We start from the raw sequence: 22,870 nt of genomic DNA, 5'->3' as shown, positions 1-22,870 counted from the left end.
CGCGCCAAGGAGAGCCGGATGCGATTGCCGATCCCGACCGCGCGCCTGCCCCGCATGATCGCCGGCGCGCTGCTTCCCGTCCTGCTGGCGCTGGCGCCGAGCGCGGCGCGCGCCGCCGATCCCGCGCAGCAGGCGCTGCTGTCAGAAGGCTGCAAGGCGCTGGCCGACCAGGTCGCCCGCGCCGGCGGCAATGGCCCGCTGTTCCTGCCCAGCTACGAGCCCGCGCCCGGCGGCGAACCGCTGTCGCCGGCGCTGCGCAATGCCGCCTTCGTCTACGACAACGCGCTGGCCGGCATCGCGCTGGTCGCCTGCAAGCGGCCCGCGGAAGCGCGCCGCATTGCCGACGCGGTGCTGCAAGCCACCCGCCAGGACCGCCACTTCCGCGACGCGCGCTTGCGCAACGCCTACCGCGCCGGGCCGCTGCCAGCGGGCCCGGCGCCGCTGCCGGGCTGGTGGGACGAACCCAGCAAGCGCTGGTTCGAAGACGCCTACCAGGCCGGCACCGCCACCGGCAACGTGGCCTGGGCCGCGCTGCTGCTGCTGGCGGTGCATGACGCCACGCGCGATGCGCGCTATCTCGACGGCGCCGCGGCGCTGATGGGCTGGGTGCATGCCACCGTGCCTGACCCCGCCGCGCCGGCCGGCTATATCGGCGGCTTCTTCGGCCATGAGCCCAAGCAGATCCGCCAGGGCTGGAAATCGACCGAGCACAACGTCGACACCTATGCGGCCTTCAGCTGGCTGGCCAGCCTGCGCAACGAGCCGCGCTGGCGCGACGGCGCGGCGCGCTCGCGCGGCTTTGTCAGCGCCATGTGGCAGCCGCGCGAGGGCCGCTTCATCATCGGCACGCACGACGACGGGCGCGCGCCCAATGCCGGGCCTTCGGCGCTGGACGCCGTGCTGTGGCCGCTGATCGCCTTCCCCGACCCGCCGCAGGACTGGCGCCGCAACCTGGCCTGGGTCGAAGCCAGGCATCGCGCCGGCGCCGGCTACGGCTTCAAGGGCAGCCCCGACGGCATCTGGACCGAAGGCACCGGACAGGCCGCGCTGGTACTGCAGGCCGCCGGCCAGGCGCAGCAGGCCGCGCCGCTGTGGCCGCTGCTGCGGGCGCAGCGCGCGCCGTCCGGCATGCTCTACGCCACGCCGCAGGCGCGCGTCAGCACCGGGCTGTCGATCGGCCCCACCTCCACCACCGAGGACTTCCACTACTTCCACCTGCCGCACCTGGGCGCCACCGCGTGGGCGGTGCTGGCCGCCGCGCGCTGGAACCCGTTCCGCCCGGGCGGCTGCCTGGAGCCGTCCTGCCCGCCGCCGGCGATTGCCGCCGCCAGCCCCACCCCCGACAAGGACTGACGATGTTCGCCCTCTTCCTGGAAAACCAGACGCTGCTGATCATCAACGGCGGCGTGCTGCTGGCCACGGTGCTGCTGTCGCTGCTGTGCCGGCACGAACGGCCGGCGGACCGCATCCTGTTCGGCGGCGTCACCGCGCTGCTGCTGGGCGTGTACCTGACCTGGCGCATCCGCGAAACCCTGCCCGACTGGCAGATGACCTTCGCCAGCGTGTGGGCCCATGTGTTCTTCATCTTCGAATGCATGACGCTGGCCTACACGCTGCTGTCGATCGTGGTGCTGTCGCGCACCAGCAACCACACGCCCGATGCCGACGCCGGCGAAGCGGCGCTGCGCCGCGCGCAGCGGGTGCCGCCGGTGGACATCTTCATCGCTACCTACAACGAAGGCCTGGAGATCCTGGAGAAGACCATCGTCTCCGCGCTGGCGATCGACTATCCGGACTTTCGCGTCTGGGTGCTCGACGACACCCGCCGCGACTGGCTGCGCGAGTTCTGCGAGCGCGTCGGCGCCAACTACGTGACGCGTCCCGATAACGCCCACGCCAAGGCGGGCAACCTCAACAACGGCCTGCGCCACAGCGCCGCCGCCGGCGGTGCGCCCTACATCCTGGTGCTGGACGCGGACTTCGCGCCCCATCGCAACATCCTGCTGCGCACGGTGGGCCTGTTCGGCGACCCGCGCGTGGGCGTGGTGCAGACGCCCCAGTTCTACTACAACGCCGATCCGATCCAGTATAACCTGCGCGCCACCGAATGCTGGGTCGACGAGCAGCGCGCCTTCTTCGACGTGATGCAGCCGGCCAAGGACGCGTGGGGCGCGGCGTTCTGCATCGGCACCTCGTTCGTGGTGCGGCGCGACCTGATCGAGCTGATCGGCGGCTTCCCCACCGGCACCGTGACCGAAGACATCCACCTGACCTACCGGCTGCTGCCGCACGGCTATATCACGCGCTGGCTCAACGAGCGCCTGAGCGTGGGCCTGTCGGCCGAGGGCCTGCCCGAATACATCAGCCAGCGCAGCCGCTGGGGGCTGGGCACGATCCAGGTGGCGCTGACCGCCGACGGTCCGCTGCGCGGGCGCGGCTACACCTTCATGCAGCGCCTGCACTATGTGCACGGGCTGCTGCACTGGCTGTCGCGCCCGTTCACGCTGATGCTGCTGGCGGGGCCGCTGCTGTACTGGTACTTCGGCGTCTCCACGCTGTACGGCGAGCCGCTGCAATTCCTGGCCTACGGACTGCCCGCGCTGGTGGCGTACTGGGCGTACAGCATCTGGATCACCGGGCAGCGCGCGCTGCCGATCTTTACCGAGGTGACCCAGATCGTCGCGGCGCTGGCGGTGACCGCGTCGCTGGTCAGCGCGATGTTCAAGCCGTTCGGTCGGCCGTTCAAGGTCACCAACAAAGGGCTGGACCGCTCCAAGCTGGTGATCCACGGCAAGTTCGCCGCGCTGTACGCCGGCCTGCTGGGGTTCTCCGCGCTCGGCCTCGGCCGCGCACTGGTGGTGGACCCCGATGCGCAGGGCCTGGCCTTCAACACGATCTGGACCGGCGTGGCGCTGATGCTGTACCTGGCCTCGCTGCTGGTGTGCGTGGAACTGCCGCGGCCGCGCAAGGAAGAGCGCTTTCCGCACCATGCCGCCGCGCTGCTGCGCGTCGACGGGCGCGAGTACCGCGTCGCCACCCGGGACCTCTCCTGCAACGGCGTGGCCGTGATCACGCCGCTGGCACCGGCCTTCCGCCCCGGCATGGAAGGTGCGCTGTGGCTGGCGCAGACCGGCTGGATCCCCTGCCGGGTGGTACGCCGCGACGGCCAGCTGCTGGGGATCGCGCTGCATACCAGCATGGCCGCGCGCCACGCGCTGATCCGGCTGCTGTTCACCGATCCCGCCCACAACATTGCCCGACAGGGGCAGCCCAAGCTGGCGATCTCGCGCTTCATGCGCCGTGCGCTGATGGGCTGACCCCTGCTGCTCCCGTTTCTCTCTCTCCGGAACCATCCATGCGAAGCCTGCCCCGTCCCCGCCGCCGTGCCCCCCTCCCGCCACGCCTGCTGCTGCCTGGCGCGCTGGTACTGGCGCTTGCCGCGTGCACGCTGGAGCCGCAATACCAGCGCCCCGAAGCCCCGATCCCGTCGGCATGGCCCGACGGCGCGGCCTACCGCACCGCGCAGGCCAAACCGGCCAACGGCGCGGCGCAGCCGGGCCAGCCGGCGCAGCCCCCCGGCCCCTCGGCCGCCGACCTGGGCTGGCGCGATGTCTTCGTCGACCCGCAGCTGCGCCAGCTGATCGAGCTGGCGCTGGCCAACAACCGCGACCTGCGCATGGCCACGCTGGCCATCGACGAGGCGCGCGCGCTGTACCAGATCCAGCGCGCGGCGCAGTTCCCCACCGTGGAGGGCAATGCCGGCATGGTGTCGCAGCGGCTGCCGCAACGGCTGCGCGCGGCGGGACAGTCGCCGCAGATCACCACCTACAACGCCGGCATCGGCCTGACCGCATTCGAACTGGACTTCTTCGGCCGCGTGCGCAGCCTCAAGCATGCCGCGCTGGAGGAATACATGGCCACCGAAGAGGCGCGCCGCAGCGCGCAGATCAGCCTGGTGGCGGAAGTGGCCAGCGCCTACCTGACGCTGCGTGCCGACCGCGCGCTGCTGCAGCTGTCGCAGAACACGCTCAAGACCCAACAGGACGCGGCGGAGATGGTCCGGCGCGGGCACCAGGTGGGCGCGATGGCGCAGCTGGACCAGCATCGCGCGCAAACCCAGGTGCAGACCGCGCAGGTGGGCGTGGAGCAATACACCCGGCAAGTCGCGCAGGACGAGAACGCGCTGGCGCTGCTGATCGGCGGGCCGCTGCCCAAGTCGGTCACCGATGCCGGTGCCGCGCCCGCCAATCCGAATGCCCCCGCGCCGGATCCGCTCGACGCGCGCATGCTGATGCGCGAGTTCCCCGAAGGGCTGCCCTCCAGCGTGCTGGTGCGCCGTCCCGACATCCTCGACGCCGAGCACCGGCTCAAGGCCGCCAACGCCAATATCGGCGCGGCGCGTGCGGCCTTCTTCCCGCGCATCTCGCTGACCGGCGCGCTGGGCGTGGCCAGCAGCAGCCTTGCGGGGCTGTTCTCGGGCGGCATGGCGTGGGTCTTCGCGCCGCAGCTGACAGTGCCGATCTTCGATGCGGGACGCAACCGCGCCGGCCTCGACGCGGCCAACGTGCGCAAGGACATCAACGTCGCCAACTACGAGAAGACCATCCAGACCGCGTTCCGCGAAGTTGCCGACAGCATGGCGGCCCGCGCCACCTACGAGCGCCAGGTGCAGGCGCAGGAAGCGCTGGTGCGCGAAGGCAGCGAAACCCGGCGGCTGTCGGAGATGCGCTTCAAGAACGGCGTGGACGACTACTTCGGCGTGTTCGACGCGCAGCGCGAGCTCTACACCGCGCAGCAGGCGCTGATCACCTACAAGCTGGCCGGGCTGACCAGCCGCGTATCGCTGTACAAGGCGCTGGGCGGCGGCTGGCGTGAACTGACCGCGGCCGCTCCGGTCGCCAACGGCGCGCCCGCCGCCGGCCCGCAAGCCGCGGTGCGGCCCCAGGCGGTGGCGCAGCCGCAGGCCGTCGCGCGACCTCAGGCGGTGGCGCAACCCCAAGCCGTCGCGCGACCTCAGGCCGTGGCGCAACCGCAAGCTGTCACGCAGCAACAAGCCAGTGCGCAGCCGCAAGCCGTTGCTCAGCAACAGCCGGTCGCGCAGCCGCAAGCCGTCGCACAGCAACAGCCGGTCGCGCAGCCTCAAGCCGTCACACAGCAACAGCCCGTCGCACAGCCGCAGCCAGCGGCGCAGGCGCCGGCACCGGCCCCGGCGACGGTGCAGCCGGCCGCTGCCGCCACTGCACCACGCTAAGGCTCGCGCGGCGGCTCGCGGCGCTGGTCAGAAGTACTTCAGCCAGCGCCAGTCCCGCCGCGTCGCCTTCAGCACCGCGAACCAGCGCACCGCCGGCCACAGCAGCAGCGCCAGCACTGCTGCCGCCAGCCACAGCTGCCGGACATGGTCCAGGCCGAATACGCGGCCCTGGTTCAGGCCCCAGCGGTACACGCAAAGCTGGTACAGGCCCTGCAGCACATACAGGTGCAGCAGGTAGAAGAACATCGGCACTGCGCCGAACACGGCCAGGCAACGCGTCGCCCGGCCGCCCTGCGCGCGCTCCAGCCACAGCAGCAGGAACAGCAGCGACGGCGGGTACTTGGTCACGTTGAGGAAGCTCATCGCGGTATGCAGGGCATCCGCGCCGGGGATCCATTTCTGTTCCTGGCCGTAGCCGTTGAGCGCGCGCAACCACGCAAACCCGGCCAGCCCCGCCAGGCCGCAGGTGGCCAGCCTCAGCTGGCGCGCGCGGGCAGGCATGGTCGCGGCAAACCACGGCCCCGCCGCATAGCCCAGCGCGATCACGCCGATCCACGGCAGCACCGGATATGAAGTGCGCACGCGCAGGCCATCGGCCACCTCGATCCAGGTGCGGTCGTGCAGGATCGCCCAGGGCACGTGCCAGGCACTGTCAGCCGCAAAGTGCAGCGGATCCAGCAGGTTGTGCCCCGCCACCAGGGCAACGCCGGTGGCGACCAGCGCCGCGCGCGGCAGCCATGCCAGCGCGGCCAGCGCCATCATGCTCAGGCCAATGGCCCAGATCACCTGCAGGTAGATCACCTGCGGCGGCAGGCGCCAGGTCCAGGCAAAGCCCACCAGGGTCAGCTCCAGCAACACCAGGAACAGGCCGCGCCTGAGCAGGAAGCCGCTGACCGCGCGCCGGTCGTGCCCGGCGTTGCCGTAGAGCCAGGCCGACACGCCCGCCAGCGCGATGAACACCGGCGCGCACAGGTGGGCCAGCAGCCGCGAACAGAACAGCGCCGGCGAGGTCGTGGCGACATCCATCGGATCGGCGACCGGCACGTGCAGGAAAAACATATCGCGCACATGGTCCAGCAGCATGATCAGGATCACCAGCCCGCGCAACGCATCGATGGAGAGCAGCCGGTGGGTCGGGCCCCGGGCAACCGCCAGTGGTGTCGGCATCATCGGTCCCCGTCAGTAGCTCAGCTGCACGCCCAGCCGCACGCTGCGGCCCGCGCCCGGCGCCACCCACAGGCTGCTGTACGAGCTGGCGTAATAGGTCTTGTCGAACACGTTGCCCACGTTGAGCGACACGCGCACGTGCCGGCTGTATTGCCAGTAGCCGTGCAGGTCGGCCAGCACGTAGGCGGGCAAGGAGAAGCTGTCCTGCACGTCGCCCGGGCGCCGTCCGACATAACGCAGGCCGGCGCCTGCGCCATAGCGCTGCCCGACCGGCGCCGCGTCCTCGTAAATCGCCAGCAGGCTGGCGCTGGTACGCGGCACGTTGGACAACGGCGTGCCGGGGGCCAGCCGGGTGTCCTGCGTGATCTCGGCATCGGTCAGCGCGAAGCTGCCCGAGACGCGCCAGTGCGTGCCAAGCTGCCCGGCCACGTCGAGCTCGACGCCGCGGCTGCGGGCCTCACCGGCGGCGAGATAGAACGACGGATCGGCCGGGTCGGCGGCCAGCACATTGCGCTTGCGGATCTCGAACACGGCCAGCGTGGCACCGGTGCGGCGGTCGTCGCTGTCGAACTTGATGCCGGCTTCCAGCGCGCGACCGCGCTCGGGTTCGAACGGCTGGCCGGCGGCGTCGCTGCCGGCATTGGGGCGGAACGACTGGCTGGCATTGGCGAACAGCGACAGGTTGTTGCTGGCGAGGTAGCTCACGCCCACGCGCGGCGACACCGCGTTGTGGTGCTGCGTGGTGCGGGTGCCGCGCAGATGGTCGTCCAGCGACTGGCTGAAGCTGTCGAAGCGCACGCCGGCCAGCACGCGCCAGCGCTCGCCCAGGCGCAGCTGGTCCTGCCCGTACGCGCCGACATTGTGCTGGCGCTCGTAGGTGTCCATGTTCCAGGCCAGCGGCGGCGCCGGCTGGCCATAGACCGGATCATAGATGTCGATCGCGTACGGTGCCGCGGCGCTGGGGTTTTTGCGCAGGATCGCCATGGTGTTGCCGAAGCGGTAGGCGTCGACGCCCAGCAGCAGTTCATGCCCGACCGGGCCGGTGCTGAACTTGCCGGTCACGCTGGCCTGCAGCGAGACATCGTCGGACTGGAAGTCGCGGTAGCGGTGCTGGCGCCAGAGCGTGCGGCCGTCGGCGGCGAGCGCGGCGGCTTCGCTGGAATGCCCCGCCAGCGCGCCGCCGCGGTACGACAGGCCGAGCCTGCCCTGCCACTGCGGCGAAAACTGGTGCTCCACGCTGAGCTGGTGCGACTGGCTGTCCAGGCGCAGGCTGCCGTCGCCGGGCTCGCCCAGGAAGCGCGAGCGCGGGATGCGGCCCAACTGGCCGTTGACGGCGACCACGCCGCGGTCCATCGGCGTGGTATAGCGCTGGAATTCCGCCGCGTACTGCACGATGGTGTCGTTGCCGAGCATCCACGTGAACGACGGCGCGACCAGGTAGCGCTGGCTGTGGATGAAGTCGCGGGTGCTGCCCTGGTGGTCGGCCACCGCGATCAGCCGGCCGGCGATGTCTTCGCCCAGCGCGCCGGTGACGTCGGCGCTGGCGCGGTAGCCGTCGCGCGTGCCCAGCTCGAAGCCGTAGCGCTGCGCGGGCCGGAACTGCGGCTGGCGCGTGACCACGTTGAAGGTGCCGCCAGGCTCGCTGCTGCCGTACAGCGATGAGGTCGGGCCCTTGAGCACTTCGACGCGCTCGATGGTGGCCGCGTCCATCGGCGCGGTATAGCCGCGGTTGGCGGCGAAGCCGTTGACCAGGTAGCCGGCGCCGGTGTTCTCGTTGCCGGTGAAGCCGCGCATGGCAAAGTTGTCCCACAGCCCGCCGAAGTTGTTCTGGCGCGCGACGCCACTGACATAGTCGAAGGTCTGGTCGAAGCGGGTCGCGGCAAGGTCGTCGAGCATGGCGCGCGGCACCACGCGCACCGACTGCGGGATCTCGCGCAGCGGCGTGTCGGTGCGGGTCGCGCCCGAGGCGTCGGGCGGGTTGTATGATGCGGTGGCCGTACCGGTCACGGACACCGCCGGCAGCGTAATATCGGAGGCCTGCGCGGGTTCCGCCGCATCGGCCAGGCCGGACATCGCCAGCATCAGCGCGGCCAGTGGCCGCCGCGCGGGTACTGGCCGGAATACCACGCGCAGGAAGGAAAGCGGCACCGGGTGCCGGGCACGGCTGGGCTGCGCAAGCAGCATAAGGAACACCCCGAAAAAAACGAGTCGCCGCGGCGGCCATCCGACTGGCAAACCGCGGCGACTCACTAATGATAATAAATTCTCACTAAGATTCTAGGCATGGAACGCATGACCCGTCAACGCGGCGCCGTGATCGACGCGCTGCGCGAAGCCGGCCGGCCGCTGAGCCCGGCCGAGATCCTGGCCGCGGCGCAGCGCCAGGTGCCGTCCCTGGGCCTGGCCACGGTCTATCGCAATCTCCGCGCCCTGCTCGACGATGCGCAGGTGCACGCGGTGGAATTGCCCGGCCAGGCCGACCGTTATGAACTGGCGGAGGAACCGGGCGCGGTGACGCACCGCCACTATTTCCAGTGCCTGACGTGCGACCGCGTGTTCCCGCTGGAAGGATGTCCCGGCCACCTGGAAGAGATCACGCCGCCGGGCTTCGTGGTGGAGCACCACGAACTGACGCTGCTGGGGCGCTGCCCGGATTGCGCCGGCAAGCCCGGCAAGCGGCGCAAGGCCGCGGCGCGGGAGCACTGAGCCGCAGCAGGGGCCGGTCTGCGGCCGCACGCGGCGCAACTGTACTGAGCCGCCTGCGCGCACCTGTATATGGCGCCCGCGCCGCGCATGCCGCATGATGCGGCAGCATTCGCACCGGCCCCCAACCTCGATACAGGACCCGACCTTGCAGCACGCCACCGCCCACCGCCACTCGACCCTGATCGCCGTACTGGCCCTGACCGGCTCGATGGCCTCGCTGTGCATCGGCACCTCGTTTGCCAAGAGCCTGTTCTCGGCGCTGGGCGCGCAGGGCACCACGGCGCTGCGGGTGAGCTTTTCCGCGCTGATCCTGCTGTGCGTCTGGCGGCCGTGGCGCATGCCGCTGACGCGCGCCAACGCGCGCGCGATCGCGCTGTACGGCGCAGCGCTGGGCGCCACCAACCTGCTGTTCTACATGTCGCTGCGGACCATTCCGCTGGGGCTGGCGATCGCGATCGAGTTCACCGGGCCGCTGGCGGTGGCGGTGCTGTCGTCGCGGCGCGCGATCGATTTCCTGTGGATTGCGTTCGCGGTGACCGGGCTGCTGCTGTTGCTTCCGGTCGGCGATGCCGCCGGCACGCTCGATCCGGTCGGGATCGGCTATGCGCTGGCCGCGGGCGTGGGCTGGGCGCTGTATATCGTGTTCGGGCAGATGGCCGGCAACGCCCACGGCGGGCAGGCGACCTCGCTGGGGCTGACCATGGCCGCACTGGTGGTGCTGCCGTTCGGCCTCGCGCACGCGGGCACCGCGATGTTCAGTCCGACCCTGCTGCTGTTCGGGCTGGCGGTCGGCATCCTGTCGAGCGCGATTCCCTATTCGCTCGAGATGGTGGCGCTCAAGCGCCTGCACCGGCGCACCTTCGGCATCCTGCTGAGCATGGAGCCGGCCATGGGCGCGCTGGCCGGGCTGGTGTTCCTGCATGAGCAACTGAGCACGGTGCAGTGGCTGGCGATCGCGAGCATCATCACGGCCTCGGTCGGCTGTACCATGACTTCGCGCGGCAAGCGCGAAGCCGGCTGAGGCTTGAGCGCGCTGCCGGTCAGCGCGCGCTGAACCAGTCCGCCGGCAGCCGTTGCGCGCTGCGCGCCGGCTGCGCCAGCGCCAGCGAGACTTCATGCAGGAAGCTGTCCTGCGGATTGCGGCGGCTGGCAAAGCCCAGCCCCTGCAGGATCGCCAGCATGCGCCGGTTCTCGCTGAGCACGTCGCCGCGCAGGCCGTGCAGCCCGGCGGCACGCGCCAGCTCGCACAGCCTGGCGATCAGGCGCCGGCCCAGCCCCTGCCCCTGCCAGGCGTCGGCCACCACCACCGCGAACTCGGCAATCTGGCCGGACACCACATATTCGGCGCTGGCGACGATGGTCTGGCTGCCGTCTTCACCGGGCGCGACCACGACCAGCGCCACGCCACCGTCTCCGGGCGCGGCCAGGCCGGCGACGATTTCATCGACCACGCGCCCGCCAGTCAGGAAGCGGAAGTAGCGGCTTTCCCGCGACAGCGCTTCCACCATCGCACGCAATGCCGCGCCATCCTGAACCTGGGTGCGGCGCAGCGTCACCTGCGTGCCCCGTCCCGCCGTCCAGCTTTCCGTCACGCCGCCGCGCGCCGAGCCCTGGAGATCCATGCTGCCACCCTCTGGATTCATAATCTGTAGCCAGAGTATAGGAGATAACCTGACTTTTGCAAATGAAGTCAGCATGCTATGCTTCACGGCATCATGACCACCACTGCGTCCGACCTCCGCCATTGCTCGATCGCCTCCACGCTGTCGCTGATTGGCGAAAAGTGGACGATCCTGATCCTGCGCGACGTTTTCCACGGCGTGACGCGCTTCGACGACTTCCTGCGCCGGCTGGAATGCTCGCCCGCGGTGCTGTCGGCGCGGCTCAAGACGCTGACCGATGCCGGCCTGCTGCGCAAGGTCGGCTACCGCGAACCCGGCGAACGTGAGCGCTTCGAGTACCGCCCCACCCGTGCCGCGGTCGAACTGCTGCCGGTGCTGGTCGGGCTGATGCAATGGGGCGACTGCCACATGGCGCCCGACGGCGGCCCGGTCGAGGTCCGCTCGCGCGCGAATGGCAAGCTGGTGCGCGCCGCGCTGGTCGACGAGGACGGCGCCGAGGTGTCGCCGCGCGACATGCAGATCATTCCGGTGCGAAAGCCCGCCGGCGGCGGCTAACGCCAAAGCCTTCCTTGCCGCCGGTGCCGCACCGCACCAGCGCAGTCCACCGCACTGCACCATGAGCGTGCCGCGCGCCCGCCGCCCGCCCCACCACAGCGCATCCAAAGCGCTTGCGCCCCCGCCGACCGGCCGTCAGACGCCATTGCCCGTCACATAACGGGCTGGCACACCCCTTGCGTAATTGGGTCCGGGCCCGTCAACGGCGACCGGCCCACCCCCACACACACAGCCCCTATCCCTTGTAGCGGCTGTCAGGACAACGGCGTCCCCTGAACCGGCTTCACGGCCGGTTTGCGGGACGCCATTTGTTTTTGGAGCAAGTGACGATGACCGGCAAAGCCACCCGCATCGAGCTGCTGAGCTTGAGCACTCCGCAGATGCGCGCCTTCCACCTGACCTGGATGGCGTTCTTCGTGTGTTTCTTCGCGTGGTTTGCCTGCGCGCCGCTGATGCCGGTGCTCAAGGGCGAGTTCGGCCTGAGCGCCGGCCAGATCGCCAACATCAATATCGCCGCGGTCGCGGTGACGATCCTGGTGCGCCTGGTGATCGGCCCGATGTGCGACCGCTTTGGCCCGCGCAAGACCTACACCGGGCTGCTGGCGCTGGGCGCGCTGCCGGTGCTGGGCGTGGCGCTGGCGCAGAACTACGAGACCTTCCTGGTGTTCCGCCTGCTGATCGGCGCGGTCGGCGCCAGCTTCGTGATCACGCAGTACCACACCTCGGTGATGTTCGCGCCCAACGTGGTCGGCACCGCCAACGCAACCACGGCCGGCTGGGGCAATGCCGGCGGTGGCGCCGCGCAGGCGCTGATGCCGCTGGTGCTGGCCGCGGTGCTGATGACGGGCGCTGACCACGCCTTCGGCTGGCGCATCGCGCTGCTGGTGCCGGGCGTGCTGATGCTGGTGATGGCGGTGGTCTATTACCGCTTCACCCAGGACTGCCCGGAAGGCAACTACTCGGAGCTGCGCGCGCGCGGCATCGAGATCAGCGGCAAGGATGGCGGCAAGGGTGGCGGCTGGGCCAGCTTCCGCGCCGCCAGCGCCAACTACCGCGTGTGGCTGCTGTTCATCACCTACGGCGCCTGCTTCGGCGTGGAGATCTTCATCCACAACATCGCCGCGATGTACTACGTCGACCGCTTCGGCCTGAGCCTGAAGGCCGCCGGCATGGCCGCCGCGAGCTTTGGCCTGCTGGCGCTGTTTGCGCGCGCGCTGGGGGGCTGGCTGTCGGACAAGGCGGCGCGCCGGCGCGGCCTGGATGCGCGCGCCACGCTGCTGTTCGTGCTGATCCTGGGCGAAGGCCTGGGCCTGCTGTGGTTCGCGCAGGCCGGCAACGTGGCGCTTGCGGTGGTGGCAATGCTGATGTTCGGCCTGTTCACCCACATGGCCTGCGGCGCCACCTATGCGCTGGTGCCCTTTATCGACCGCAAGGCGCTGGGCGGCGTGGCCGGGATCATCGGCGCGGGCGGCAACGTCGGCGCGGTGGCCGCGGGCTTCCTGCTCAAGGGCCTGGGCAACGTGCAGCAGACCCTGACGGTGCTGGGCGTGCTGGCCACCATCGCGGCGCTGTGCGCCATCGCCATCCGCTTCAGCGCCGAGCACAAGGCGCGCGAGCAGGCGCTTTACGACAGCGCGCTGGCCAACTGATTCCCAGGCATCGCCCCACCGCAACATCAAGCAGCAAAGACTGACTACCGGACAAGGAAAGCATCATGAAACTGATCATCGTCGGCCACGGCATGGTGGGTCACAAGTTCCTGGAAGCGCTGGCGGAAGCCGGTGCGGAAAACCTGGAAGTGACCGTGCTGTGCGAAGAACCGCGTCCCGCCTACGATCGCGTGCACCTGTCCGAGTTCTTCTCCGGCAAGTCGGCGGAAGACCTGTCGCTGGTGCCGGCGGGCTTCTTCGAGCAGCACGACAACATGCTGCTGCGCCTGAACGCCCGTGCGGTGGAGATCGATCGCGCCGCGCGCACGGTCAGGGTCTCCACCGGCGAGACCCTGTCCTATGACAAGCTGATCCTCGCCACCGGCTCCTATCCGTTCGTGCCGCCGGTGCCGGGCAAGGACCGCAAGGACTGCTTCGTCTATCGCACCATCGAAGACCTGGAAGCGATGCAGGAATGCGGCGCGCGCTCGAAGACCGGCGTGGTCGTCGGCGGCGGCCTGCTTGGCCTCGAATGCGCCAAGGCGCTGCGCGACATGGGCCTGCAGACGCATGTGGTGGAATTCGCGCCGCGCCTGATGGCGGTGCAGGTCGACGAAGGCGGTGGCCGCATGCTGCGCCAGAAGATCGCGGGCCTGGGCGTGACCGCGCACACCGGCAAGAACACCGTCGAGATCGTCGACGGCGAGGACGGTACCCATCGCATGGTGTTCGCCGACGGCACTCATCTGGACACCGACATGATCGTGTTCTCCGCCGGCATCCGCCCGCGCGACGAACTGGCGCGCGCCAGCGGCCTGGAAGTCGGCGCCCGCGGCGGCATCGCGGTGGACAACAACTGCCGCACCTCCGACCCGGACATCTACGCCATCGGTGAATGCGCGCTGTGGGACGGCAAGATCTACGGCCTGGTGGCCCCCGGCTACGACATGGCCCGCGTGGCCGCGCGCCACCTGCGCGGCGAGGCGGCCGAGTTCGGCGGCGCCGACATGAGCACCAAGCTCAAGCTGATGGGCGTGGACGTGGCCAGCATCGGCGACCCGCATGGCACCGTGCCGGGCGCGCGCATCTACCAGTTCAGCGACGACCGCAAGGAGGTCTACAAGAAGCTGGTGGTGTCCGACTGCGGCAAGTACCTGCTGGGTGGCGTGCTGATCGGCGATGCCAGCGAGTACGGCACGCTGCTGCAGATGATGCTGAACAGGATCGAGCTGCCCGAGTCGCCCGAGTTCCTGATCCTGCCCGACAGCAGCGGCAAGGCCAGGCCGGCGCTGGGTGCCGACGCCCTGCCCGACACCGCGCAGATCTGCTCGTGCAACAACGTATCGAAGGGCGAGATCTGCGCCGCCGTCTGCGATGGTTCGACCAGCATCGGCGCGCTCAAGAGCTGCACCAGGGCCGGCACGGCCTGCGGCGGCTGCGTGCCGCTGGTGACGCAGATCATGAAGGCCGAGATGAAGAAGCAAGGGATGGCGGTCAACAACCATCTCTGCGAGCACTTCCCGTTCTCGCGCCAGGAGCTCTACCACCTGGTGCGCGTGGGCAAGTTCAAGACCTTCGACGCGCTGCTGGAAGCGCATGGCAGCGGCATGGGCTGCGACATCTGCAAGCCCACCGTGGGCAGCATCCTGGCGTCGTGCTGGAACGAGTTCGTGCTGAAGGAAGAGCACGCGAGCCTGCAGGACTCCAACGACTACTATCTCGCCAACATCCAGAAGGACGGCACATACTCGGTGGTGCCCCGCATGCCGGGCGGCGAGGTCACGCCCGAAGGCCTGATCGCCGTGGGCCAGGTCGCGAAGAAATACGGCCTCTACACCAAGATCACCGGCGGCCAGCGCGTGGACCTGTTCGGTGCGCGTGCCGAGGAACTGCCCTATATCTGGGAAGAGCTGATCGCCGCCGGCTTTGAATCCGGCCATGCCTACGGCAAGGCGCTGCGTACGGTGAAGTCGTGCGTGGGTTCCACCTGGTGCCGCTACGGCGTGGGCGATTCGGTCGGCCTCGCCATCGAACTGGAGAACCGCTACAAGGGCCTGCGCGCGCCGCACAAGATCAAGTTCGGCGTATCGGGCTGCACGCGCGAATGCGCCGAGGCGCAAGGCAAGGACGTCGGCGTGATCGCCACCGACAAGGGCTGGAACCTGTACGTCTGCGGCAACGGCGGCATGAAGCCGCGCCACGCCGAACTGCTGGCGAGCGACCTCGACCACGACACGCTGGTGCGCTACATCGACCGCTTCCTGATGTTCTATGTGCGCACCGCCGACCGCCTGCAGCGCACCAGCGTCTGGCGCGACAACCTGGAAGGCGGGCTGGACTACCTGAAGGCCGTGGTGCTCGACGACAGGCTGGGCATCGCCGCCGAGCTCGAAGCCGAGATGCAGCACGTGGTCGACACCTATGAAGACGAGTGGAAGAAGGCCGTGACCGACCCCGAGACGCGCAAGCGCTTCCGCCACTTCGTCAACAGCGACCGCCGCGACGACAACCTGGTCTTCATCGAAGAGCGCGGCCAGATTCGCCCGGCCACGCCGGAGGAACGGAAATTGCAGCGCTCCCGGCTGAGCCACATTCCCGTGGTCTCCATGCCCGCGAAAGCCGCCTGACCGTGCCAGCAACCAAGGAGAACGTGATGAGCCATCCCCACCATGCCGAAACCTGGACCGCCGTCTGCACCGTACGCGATATCGTGCCCAATACTGGTGTGTGCGCGCTGGTCGACGACCGGCAGGTCGCGGTCTTCCGCATCGGCCGCGGCGACGAGGTCTACGCCATCGACAACTTCGATCCCAACGCGCAGGCCGCGGTGCTGTCGCGCGGGCTGGTCGGCAACCTGGGCGAGCGGCTGGTGGTGGCCTCGCCGATCTACAAGCACCACTTCGATCTGCGCACGGGCGAATGCCTGGAGGCACCTGAACAGTCGGTCAACGCCTACCCCGCGCGCGTCTATGACGGCAAGGTGTGGATCGCCGCCGCCGCGGCCATGCGCGAGGCCGAGGAAGAACTCGCCGCCTGACCCAGGCCCCGGTCAATCGATGCTGCCCCTGTCTATCTGCCCTGCCAACGGAGATGCCGGCATGACGCCTTCAGCCAACCCTCGAGCCCGCCCGCGCCTGGTCGTGGTCGGCAACGGCATGGCCGGCATGCGCACCGTCGAGGAACTGCTCAAGCTCGCCCCGGACCTGTACGACATCACGGTGTTCGGCGCCGAGCCGCACGGCAACTACAACCGCATCCTGCTGTCGCCGGTGCTGGCGGGCGAGAAGACAGTGGCGGACATCATGCTCAACACGCGCGAGTGGTACGAAGAGAACGGCATCGAGCTGCTCGCCGGCGATCCGGTGGTATCGGTCGACCGGCCGCGCCGCATGGTGCGTTCCGCCTCGGGGCGCGAGGTGCGCTATGACCGCCTGCTGCTGGCCACCGGCTCCAGGCCGTTCATCATTCCGGTGCCGGGACACCAGCTCGAAGGCGTGATCGCATTCCGCGACATCCAGGACGTCGAGACCATGCTGGATGCCGCGCGCAACCACCGCCATGCGGTGGTGATCGGCGGCGGCCTGCTCGGGCTGGAGGCGGCCAACGGCCTGCTGCGCCAGGGCATGGACGTGACCGTGGTGCACCTGGCCGACTGCCTGATGGAGCGCCAGCTCGACAAGCCCGCTGCCACGCTGCTCAAAGGCGCGCTGGAACGCAAGGGCCTGCGCTTCCTGCTGAGCGCGCAGACCGCGGAAATTCTCGGCACCGGGCGCGTCACCGGCGTGCGCTTCAAGGACGGCAGCGAGATCCCCGCCGACCTGGTGGTAATGACCGCCGGCGTGCGCCCCAACATCGAACTGGCCGCAGGCGCCGGCCTGCATTGCGAGCGCGCCATCGTCGTCGACGACACGCTGCAGACCTACGATCCGCGCATCTATGCCGTCGGCGAGTGCGTCCAGCATCGCCAGGCCACCTTCGGGCTGGTGGCGCCGATCTGGGACCAGGCGCGCGTTTGCGCGGCCCATCTCGCCGGCGCCGGCCATCGCCGCTACGTGCAGCAGGCCACTGCGACCAAGCTGAAAGTGACTGGCGTCGACCTGTACTCCGCTGGGGACTTCATCGGCGGCGAAGGCAGCGAAGACCTGGTGCTGCGCGACGCGCGCCGCGGCGTCTACAAGCGCCTGGTACTGCAGGACGGGCGCCTGGTCGGCGCCGTTCTGTACGGCGACGTGCAGGACGGTGCCTGGTATTTCGAGCTGATCCAGCAACGCACGCCGGTGGCCGCGCTGCGCCAGCGCCTGCTGTTCGGCAAGGCGCAGTGCGAAGCGCTCGCTGCCTAGCATCACCCCAAGCCATATAACGCCCCCGCACGGAGAACGCGTGAACCTGTCCGACATCCCGGTTGTCTCTGCAACCCTGACCACTACCACCGCCACGACCTGCCCGTACTGCGGCGTCGGCTGCGGCGTGCGTGCCACGGTGCGCGCCGACGGCCAGGTCGAGATCGCGGGCGACGCGCAACATCCGTCCAACCAGGGTCGGCTCTGCGTCAAGGGCTCGGCGCTGGGCGAAACGGTCGACCTGGAAGGCCGCCTGCTCCATCCCAAGCTGCGCGATGCCGAGGGCCGCTTGCAGCAGGTGTCATGGGACCGTGCACTCGACACCGTGGCGCAGGGCTTCACCGACATCATCCGCCGCCATGGTCCGGATTCGGTCGCGCTCTACGTCTCGGGCCAGTTGCTGACCGAGGACTACTATGTCGCCAACAAGCTGATGAAGGGCTTCATCGGCAGCGCCAATATCGACACCAACTCGCGCCTGTGCATGTCGTCGGCCGTGGCCGGCCACAAGCGCGCCTTCGGCGAAGACCTGGTGCCGGGCAACTACGAAGACCTGGAATTGGCCGACCTGGTGGTGCTGGTGGGCTCCAACACCGCGTGGTGCCACCCGATCCTGTTCCAGCGCCTGTCCCGGGCCAAGGAAGCGCGCCCGGAGATGAAGATCGTGGCGATCGACCCGCGCCGCACCGCCACCTGCGAACTGGCCGACCTGCACCTGGCGCTCCGCCCGGGCACCGACGTGTGGCTGTTCAACGGGCTGCTGAGCTACCTCGCGCGTGAAGGGCACGCCAACGCCGCCTTCGTCGGCGCCAGCACCGCGGGACTGGATGAAGCCCTGCAAGCCGCTGACGCCACCTGCGCCGATCCGGCTGCCGTGGCCCGCGCGTGCAAGTTGAATCTGCAGGATGTGCTGGACTTCTACGCATTGTTCGCGCAGACCGAGAAGGCCGTGACCGCCTTCTCGCAGGGCGTCAACCAGTCGTCGGCCGGCACCGACAAGGTCAACAGCATCATCAATTGCCACCTGCTCACCGGCCGTATCGGGCAGCCGGGCATGGGCCCGTTCTCGCTGACCGGCCAGCCCAACGCGATGGGCGGGCGCGAAGTCGGCGGCCTGGCCAACATGCTGGCCGCGCACATGGAACTGGCCAACCCGTTGCATCGCGAGGTGGTGCAAGGTTTCTGGCAATCGCCGGCGGTGGCCGATCGCCCCGGGCTGAAGGCCGTGGAGCTGTTCGAGGCCATCGAAGCCGGCCGCGTCAAGGCGGTCTGGGTGATCGCCACCAACCCGGTGGTGAGCCTGCCCGACGCCGACCAGGTGCGCCGCGCGCTGGCCAGGTGCGAGCTGGTGGTCAGCAGCGACATCATCGAGCGCACCGACACCAACGCCGCCGCGCATGTGCTGCTGCCCGCGCTGGGCTGGGGCGAGAAGGATGGCACCGTGACCAACTCGGAGCGGCGCATTTCGCGCCAGCGCGCCTTCCTGCCGGCACCGGGCGAAGCGCGCGCGGACTGGGACATCCTGTGCGAGGTGGCACGCCGCATGGGCTTCAGCGGCTTCGACTATGCCGGGCCGCACCAGATCTTCGACGAACACGCGCGCCTGAGCGCATGGCGCAATGATGACGCCCCACGCGCGTTCGATATCGGCGGGCTGGCCGGCCTGGACCGGGTGCGCTATGACGCGCTGGAACCGGTGCAGTGGCCCGTGCCCGCGCAAGGCACACAGGACGCCCGCCGACTGTTCGGCGATGGCCGCTACGCCCACGCCGATGGCCGCGCCCGCTTTGTCGCCACGCCGCCGCGCGCGCCGGCCCACGCGCCCGACGACGACTTCCCGCTGATCCTGAACACCGGCCGCGTGCGCGACCAGTGGCACACCATGACGCGCACGGGCAAGTCGGCCAAGCTGGCCGACCACCTGCCCGAGCCCTTTGTCGACATGCATCCGCAGGACGCGCTGCTGTGCGGCGTGGGCGAAGGCAAGCTCGCGCGCGTCAGCACGCGCTGGGGCGCGATGGTAGCGCGCGTGCGCCACGGCGGCGGCATTCCGCGCGGCAGCGTGTTCGTGCCGATCCACTGGAACGGGCAGTTCAGCTCCGACGCGCGGGTCGGCGCGCTGGTCAATCCGGTGGTCGATCCTGTTTCGGGCGAGCCTGAATTCAAGCACACGCCGGTACGGGTCGAGCCGTTCGGCGTGCACTGGCATGGCTTCATGCTGAGCCGCCGCGCGCTACCTGCCGAAGCGCTGACCTACTGGACGCGCGTGCAGGGCCGCCAGTTCCAGCGCTATGAATTCGCCGGCCGCGACACCGTGACCGATCGCACCGCCTGGGCGCGCGCGCTGCTCGGCGTAACCGATCCGGACGCCGACTGGCTGGAATACGAGGACCGGGCCGCGGGCGTGTACCACGCGGGCCATGTCGTCGACGACCGGCTCGAGGCCTGCGTCTATGTCTCGACACGCCCCGAGCTGCCGTCGCGCGCCTGGCTTGCCGGCCTCTTCGGTCGCGAGCGCCTGGAAGACGCCGACCGCATCGGGCTGCTGCTCGGACAGCCGATGGAGAAAGGCGCCGACACCGGCCCGACAGTGTGCTCGTGCTTCGGCGTGGGGCGCAACACCATCTGCGATGCCGTGCGCAAGCACGACCTGAAAACGCCCGCGGAGATCACGGCCTGCGTCAAGGCCGGTGGCAACTGCGGCTCGTGCGTGCCGGAGCTGAAAAAGCTGCTGGTGGAGGTGCGCGTGGCCGAAGCGGCCTGATCTTTTACCAGGCTGATCTTTCACCATGCATTAGGCATCCTTCACGAGAACCAGATTGCTGTCGCCGCGGCTTGCCGCCATGCTAGCCGCGCAACCCTGACAAGCCGCCCCGGACCCACGGCGCGGCACCTATCTGGAGACAGCAATGAAGGATGCGAAGTATCGGCTCGCCGGGCCGCGATGGCTGGCGGGCATGCTGGTAACGGCTTCTGCGATGGCAGGCGCCTCAGGCGCGGCAGCGGCCGATGCCTATCCGGCCAAGCCGATCACCCTGGTCGTGCCCTACTCCGCCGGCGGCCCGACCGATGTCGTCGCGCGCACGCTGGCGCAAGCGATGTCGCAAGACCTTGGCCAGAGCATCGTGGTGGAAAACCGCACCGGTGCCGGCGGCACCGTGGCGGCCGCCTTCGTCGCCCGCGCGCAGGCCGACGGCTATACCCTGCTGATCCACCACAACGGCATGGCGACCGCGCCGGCGCTGTACAAGAAGCTGTCGTATGCGCCGCTGAAGGATTTCGAGTATGTCGGCCAGGTGGCGGACGTGCCGATGACGCTGATGGGTCGCAAGGACCTGCCGGCGAAGACGGTGCCCGAACTGATCCGGTACGTGACGCAGAACAAGGACAAGGTGTCGCTGGCCAATGCCGGCCTGGGTGCCGTCTCCCAGCTCTGCGGGCTGTTGTTCGAACAATCGGTGCACGTCAGGCTGAACGCCATCCCCTACCAAGGCGCGGGCCCCGCGCTGACCGCGCTGCTGGGCGGCCAGGTCGACCTGCTGTGCGACCAGACCACGGCCACCCTGCCGCATATCCAGGCCGATCGCGTGCGCCTGTTCGGCGTTACCACACCGGCACGAATCAAGGCGCTGCCGCAGGCCCCCACGTTGCAGGAAGGCGGGCTGAAAGGCTTTGACGTCAAGGTATGGCACGGCATCTACGCGCCCAGGGGCACGCCGCCGGCTGCCGTCGAACGCCTCACCAAGGCATTGCAAAAAGGACTGAAGGATCCGGCCGTGATCAAGAAGCTGGACGGACTCGGCGCGGAAATTGTTCCGGTCGACAAGCAGACGCCGGAAGGCCTGCGGACGCTGCTGAAGACGGAAAGCGACAAGTGGCAGCCGCTGCTGAAGTCGATGAAGGTAGAGGCAGACTAAGCCCACGCTCCTTTCCCGGCGATACGTTAGAATCTTCCATCTTCCGGGCGGACCTTTCTGGTCCGCCCATCCCGCCTGACCGGTGCCCCCGCGCACCGCTACTGTCTGCGCCCGACTCTGCGGCGCCGCTCAATTCCCCGATTTAGCTGGCTTTAGCCATCGATGCCGTTGCGTTGCGCCGTCATGACGCGCGCTTCGGCTGTCCGTCATCTCACCCCGGAGTTTCCGATGCCATCGCCGTTCCTTCTGCCCGTCCTGGCCCTTGCCGTCTGCATGGTCGGGGCGGCGGAGTTCATGCTCGCCCCGATGCTGGCCCCGCTCGCATCGACCTTCCACACATCCCCGGCGCATGCCTCGGGACTGGTCTCGGCCTATGCCCTGTCGTACGCCGCGGCGGCACCGCTGATGGGCTGGCTCTCGGATCGCGCCGGACGGCGCAAGGTGCTGCTCGCTGCCACGCTGCTGTTCGCCGCCGATAGCATTGCGCTGACGCTGGTGCCGACCCTGCACGCCGCCATGGCCTTGCGAATTCTTGGCGGCCTCGCCGCGGCCGCAACAATCCCCACCGTCTTCGCCCTGATCGCCGATCGGATACCGCCAGCAAAGCAGGCAGGCGCCATGGGTAGCGTCATGCTCGGTATGACCGCGGGGATCGCGGCTGGGCCCGCCATGGCCGGTTTGCTGACAGAAGCCTGGGGCTGGCGCACGCCGTTTCTGTTGATCGCCGGGAGCTGCCTTGTGGCCTTCGGCGCGGGCTGGTGCGTGATTCCGCACGATCGGCCAAGCGCCTGCATGATTAAGGAATCGTCCATCAAGAATGCAGGCGCCGGTATCTTCTGCCTTCTGCTCGCAAAAGGCGCCTGGAATGGCAGCGCAGTGGCGGGCTATGTCTTTGCGGGCGAAGTGCTGCGGATGCGATATGGGCTCGAGGTAGGAGCCGTCGGCGTTGCCGTCTCCGTATTCGGTCTGGGCCTGGGAGTCGGCAATATGCTGGCGGGACATTGCAGCCGGCGTTACCAGCGCGAAGAAAACATCCTGGTTCTCGCTACCGTGGTGGTCGCCTGCTCCATGACATTATTCCTGACGGCCGCGATCGGGCTGCCGGTGGCGCTGGGATGCCTGCTGGTCTGGGGAGTGGCGCTGGGTATCGCGGCACCTGCCAGCACCGCCATCCTTGCGCAGCGGGCGGGCGCAAACAAAGGAAAAGTGTTGGCGGCGTCGGAAAGCGTCAATAACGTGGCCGTACTGATGCTGTTGCCGGTCGCTGCAAGCGCGTCGGCCACGTCCCTGGTCACGCCTGCCGCGGCGTTGCTGGGCGGGATCTGTCTGGCTGGGGCCATCGGAAGTGCCACGGTACGGCGTCGTTAGCTCCAGCAAGAAAATGCGAGCGCAGCGTTTCCGCCGCGCCAAAGCAAAAACCCCTCACAGCACACGCTGTCGAGGGGTTTTGCACAATAAGAGCCTGGCGATGACCTACTTTCACACGGGAATCCGCACTATCATCGGCGCGGAGCTGTTTCACGGTCCTGTTCGGGATGGGAAGGGGTGGTTCCAGCTCGCTATGGTCACCAGGCATGAGGGGTTGTGGCGCTGTCGGGTTGGGACAGCGTCACGAATCGGGATGTAGTTGGGGTTGTGCTTACTGTGTCAACACACGTGGCAC

General features: G+C 69.1%; 16 protein-coding genes and 1 rRNA gene. 13 read left to right on the top strand and 4 right to left on the bottom strand.

Annotated features, from left to right (window positions below; all coding sequences use genetic code 11):
- Positions 1–18 precede the first annotated feature (18 nt).
- The 3 genes from AC3FMM_RS30060 to AC3FMM_RS30050 are packed head-to-tail and all read left to right on the top strand — an operon-like array spanning position 19 to position 5,251.
- Complete coding sequence (locus AC3FMM_RS30060; protein ID WP_115712696.1) at positions 19–1,353, top strand: hypothetical protein; 1,335 nt, start codon at positions 19–21, stop codon at positions 1,351–1,353.
- Between the two features lie 2 nt (positions 1,354–1,355).
- Entirely contained in the window at positions 1,356–3,317 is a 1,962-nt protein-coding gene (locus tag AC3FMM_RS30055; protein ID WP_115712695.1) for a glycosyltransferase, read from the top strand.
- Positions 3,318–3,355: 38 nt separating this feature from the next.
- The gene (locus tag AC3FMM_RS30050; RefSeq protein WP_488688096.1) at positions 3,356–5,251 is read left to right on the top strand and encodes an efflux transporter outer membrane subunit; all 1,896 of its coding nucleotides are present in this window, start codon (positions 3,356–3,358) and stop codon (positions 5,249–5,251) included.
- 27 nt (positions 5,252–5,278) lie between these two features.
- On the opposite strand, the gene AC3FMM_RS30045 is transcribed toward AC3FMM_RS30050, so the two are convergent.
- Positions 5,279–6,421 (bottom strand): acetyltransferase domain-containing protein, encoded by a 1,143-nt coding sequence (locus tag AC3FMM_RS30045; RefSeq protein ID WP_488688094.1) that lies wholly within the window; start codon positions 6,419–6,421, stop codon positions 5,279–5,281.
- A gap of 9 nt (positions 6,422–6,430) precedes the next feature.
- Entirely contained in the window at positions 6,431–8,602 is a 2,172-nt protein-coding gene (locus AC3FMM_RS30040; RefSeq protein WP_488688092.1) for a TonB-dependent siderophore receptor, read from the bottom strand.
- 99 nt (positions 8,603–8,701) lie between these two features.
- Here AC3FMM_RS30040 and AC3FMM_RS30035 point away from each other — a divergent pair, with 99 nt between their 5' ends.
- Positions 8,702–9,124 (top strand): Fur family transcriptional regulator, encoded by a 423-nt coding sequence (locus AC3FMM_RS30035; RefSeq protein WP_115699928.1) that lies wholly within the window; start codon positions 8,702–8,704, stop codon positions 9,122–9,124.
- A gap of 208 nt (positions 9,125–9,332) precedes the next feature.
- On the top strand, positions 9,333–10,145 hold the full coding sequence (locus tag AC3FMM_RS30030; protein ID WP_231942326.1) for an EamA family transporter: 813 nt from the start codon (positions 9,333–9,335) through the stop codon (positions 10,143–10,145).
- Positions 10,146–10,164: 19 nt separating this feature from the next.
- On the opposite strand, the gene AC3FMM_RS30025 is transcribed toward AC3FMM_RS30030, so the two are convergent.
- Positions 10,165–10,746 (bottom strand): GNAT family N-acetyltransferase, encoded by a 582-nt coding sequence (locus tag AC3FMM_RS30025; protein WP_116313612.1) that lies wholly within the window; start codon positions 10,744–10,746, stop codon positions 10,165–10,167.
- Positions 10,747–10,824: 78 nt separating this feature from the next.
- Between AC3FMM_RS30025 and AC3FMM_RS30020 the strand changes: the two genes are divergently transcribed.
- From AC3FMM_RS30020 to AC3FMM_RS29985, 8 genes are all read left to right on the top strand, one after another.
- Positions 10,825–11,301, top strand: a complete 477-nt coding sequence (locus AC3FMM_RS30020; protein ID WP_326348559.1) for a winged helix-turn-helix transcriptional regulator — start codon at positions 10,825–10,827, stop codon at positions 11,299–11,301.
- Positions 11,302–11,630: 329 nt separating this feature from the next.
- Complete coding sequence (locus tag AC3FMM_RS30015; RefSeq protein ID WP_115712682.1) at positions 11,631–12,950, top strand: NarK family nitrate/nitrite MFS transporter; 1,320 nt, start codon at positions 11,631–11,633, stop codon at positions 12,948–12,950.
- Positions 12,951–13,015: 65 nt separating this feature from the next.
- Positions 13,016–15,577, top strand: a complete 2,562-nt coding sequence (nirB, locus tag AC3FMM_RS30010; RefSeq protein WP_115712680.1) for a nitrite reductase large subunit NirB — start codon at positions 13,016–13,018, stop codon at positions 15,575–15,577.
- 26 nt (positions 15,578–15,603) lie between these two features.
- Positions 15,604–15,987, top strand: a complete 384-nt coding sequence (gene nirD / locus AC3FMM_RS30005) for a nitrite reductase small subunit NirD (RefSeq protein WP_115712679.1) — start codon at positions 15,604–15,606, stop codon at positions 15,985–15,987.
- Between the two features lie 61 nt (positions 15,988–16,048).
- Positions 16,049–17,290: an NAD(P)/FAD-dependent oxidoreductase gene (locus AC3FMM_RS30000; protein WP_116313610.1), complete on the top strand. Its 1,242-nt coding sequence runs from the start codon at positions 16,049–16,051 to the stop codon at positions 17,288–17,290.
- Between the two features lie 40 nt (positions 17,291–17,330).
- Positions 17,331–20,054: a molybdopterin-dependent oxidoreductase gene (locus AC3FMM_RS29995; RefSeq protein WP_488688088.1), complete on the top strand. Its 2,724-nt coding sequence runs from the start codon at positions 17,331–17,333 to the stop codon at positions 20,052–20,054.
- Positions 20,055–20,199: 145 nt separating this feature from the next.
- A complete protein-coding gene (locus AC3FMM_RS29990; RefSeq protein WP_116313607.1) occupies positions 20,200–21,207 on the top strand; it encodes a tripartite tricarboxylate transporter substrate-binding protein in 1,008 nt (335 codons plus the stop codon).
- A 228-nt stretch (positions 21,208–21,435) separates the two neighbouring features.
- Entirely contained in the window at positions 21,436–22,575 is a 1,140-nt protein-coding gene (locus tag AC3FMM_RS29985; protein ID WP_488688085.1) for an MFS transporter, read from the top strand.
- A 92-nt stretch (positions 22,576–22,667) separates the two neighbouring features.
- Here the strand turns inward: AC3FMM_RS29985 and rrf are convergent.
- Positions 22,668–22,780: ribosomal RNA gene (rrf, locus tag AC3FMM_RS29980) — 5S ribosomal RNA — on the bottom strand.
- Positions 22,781–22,870 lie beyond the last annotated feature (90 nt).

It is taken from the genome of Cupriavidus sp. 207A1 (assembly GCF_057798955.1).
The sequence above is the reverse complement of the archived record's forward strand: the minus strand, read 5'-3'. Positions and strand labels throughout refer to the sequence as shown.

Excerpts from the sequence above, each read along its gene's own strand:
- AC3FMM_RS30060 (WP_115712696.1), top strand. The coding sequence starts at position 19 with ATGCGATTGCCGATCCCGACCGCGCGCCTGCCCCGCATGATCGCCGGC.
- AC3FMM_RS30055 (WP_115712695.1), top strand. The coding sequence starts at position 1,356 with ATGTTCGCCCTCTTCCTGGAAAACCAGACGCTGCTGATCATCAACGGC.
- AC3FMM_RS30050 (WP_488688096.1), top strand. The coding sequence starts at position 3,356 with ATGCGAAGCCTGCCCCGTCCCCGCCGCCGTGCCCCCCTCCCGCCACGC.
- AC3FMM_RS30045 (WP_488688094.1), bottom strand. The coding sequence starts at position 6,421 with ATGATGCCGACACCACTGGCGGTTGCCCGGGGCCCGACCCACCGGCTG.
- AC3FMM_RS30040 (WP_488688092.1), bottom strand. The coding sequence starts at position 8,602 with ATGCTGCTTGCGCAGCCCAGCCGTGCCCGGCACCCGGTGCCGCTTTCC.
- AC3FMM_RS30035 (WP_115699928.1), top strand. The coding sequence starts at position 8,702 with ATGGAACGCATGACCCGTCAACGCGGCGCCGTGATCGACGCGCTGCGC.
- AC3FMM_RS30030 (WP_231942326.1), top strand. The coding sequence starts at position 9,333 with ATGGCCTCGCTGTGCATCGGCACCTCGTTTGCCAAGAGCCTGTTCTCG.
- AC3FMM_RS30025 (WP_116313612.1), bottom strand. The coding sequence starts at position 10,746 with ATGGATCTCCAGGGCTCGGCGCGCGGCGGCGTGACGGAAAGCTGGACG.
- AC3FMM_RS30020 (WP_326348559.1), top strand. The coding sequence starts at position 10,825 with ATGCTTCACGGCATCATGACCACCACTGCGTCCGACCTCCGCCATTGC.
- AC3FMM_RS30015 (WP_115712682.1), top strand. The coding sequence starts at position 11,631 with ATGACCGGCAAAGCCACCCGCATCGAGCTGCTGAGCTTGAGCACTCCG.
- nirB (WP_115712680.1), top strand. The coding sequence starts at position 13,016 with ATGAAACTGATCATCGTCGGCCACGGCATGGTGGGTCACAAGTTCCTG.
- nirD (WP_115712679.1), top strand. The coding sequence starts at position 15,604 with ATGAGCCATCCCCACCATGCCGAAACCTGGACCGCCGTCTGCACCGTA.
- AC3FMM_RS30000 (WP_116313610.1), top strand. The coding sequence starts at position 16,049 with ATGACGCCTTCAGCCAACCCTCGAGCCCGCCCGCGCCTGGTCGTGGTC.
- AC3FMM_RS29990 (WP_116313607.1), top strand. The coding sequence starts at position 20,200 with ATGAAGGATGCGAAGTATCGGCTCGCCGGGCCGCGATGGCTGGCGGGC.
- AC3FMM_RS29985 (WP_488688085.1), top strand. The coding sequence starts at position 21,436 with ATGCCATCGCCGTTCCTTCTGCCCGTCCTGGCCCTTGCCGTCTGCATG.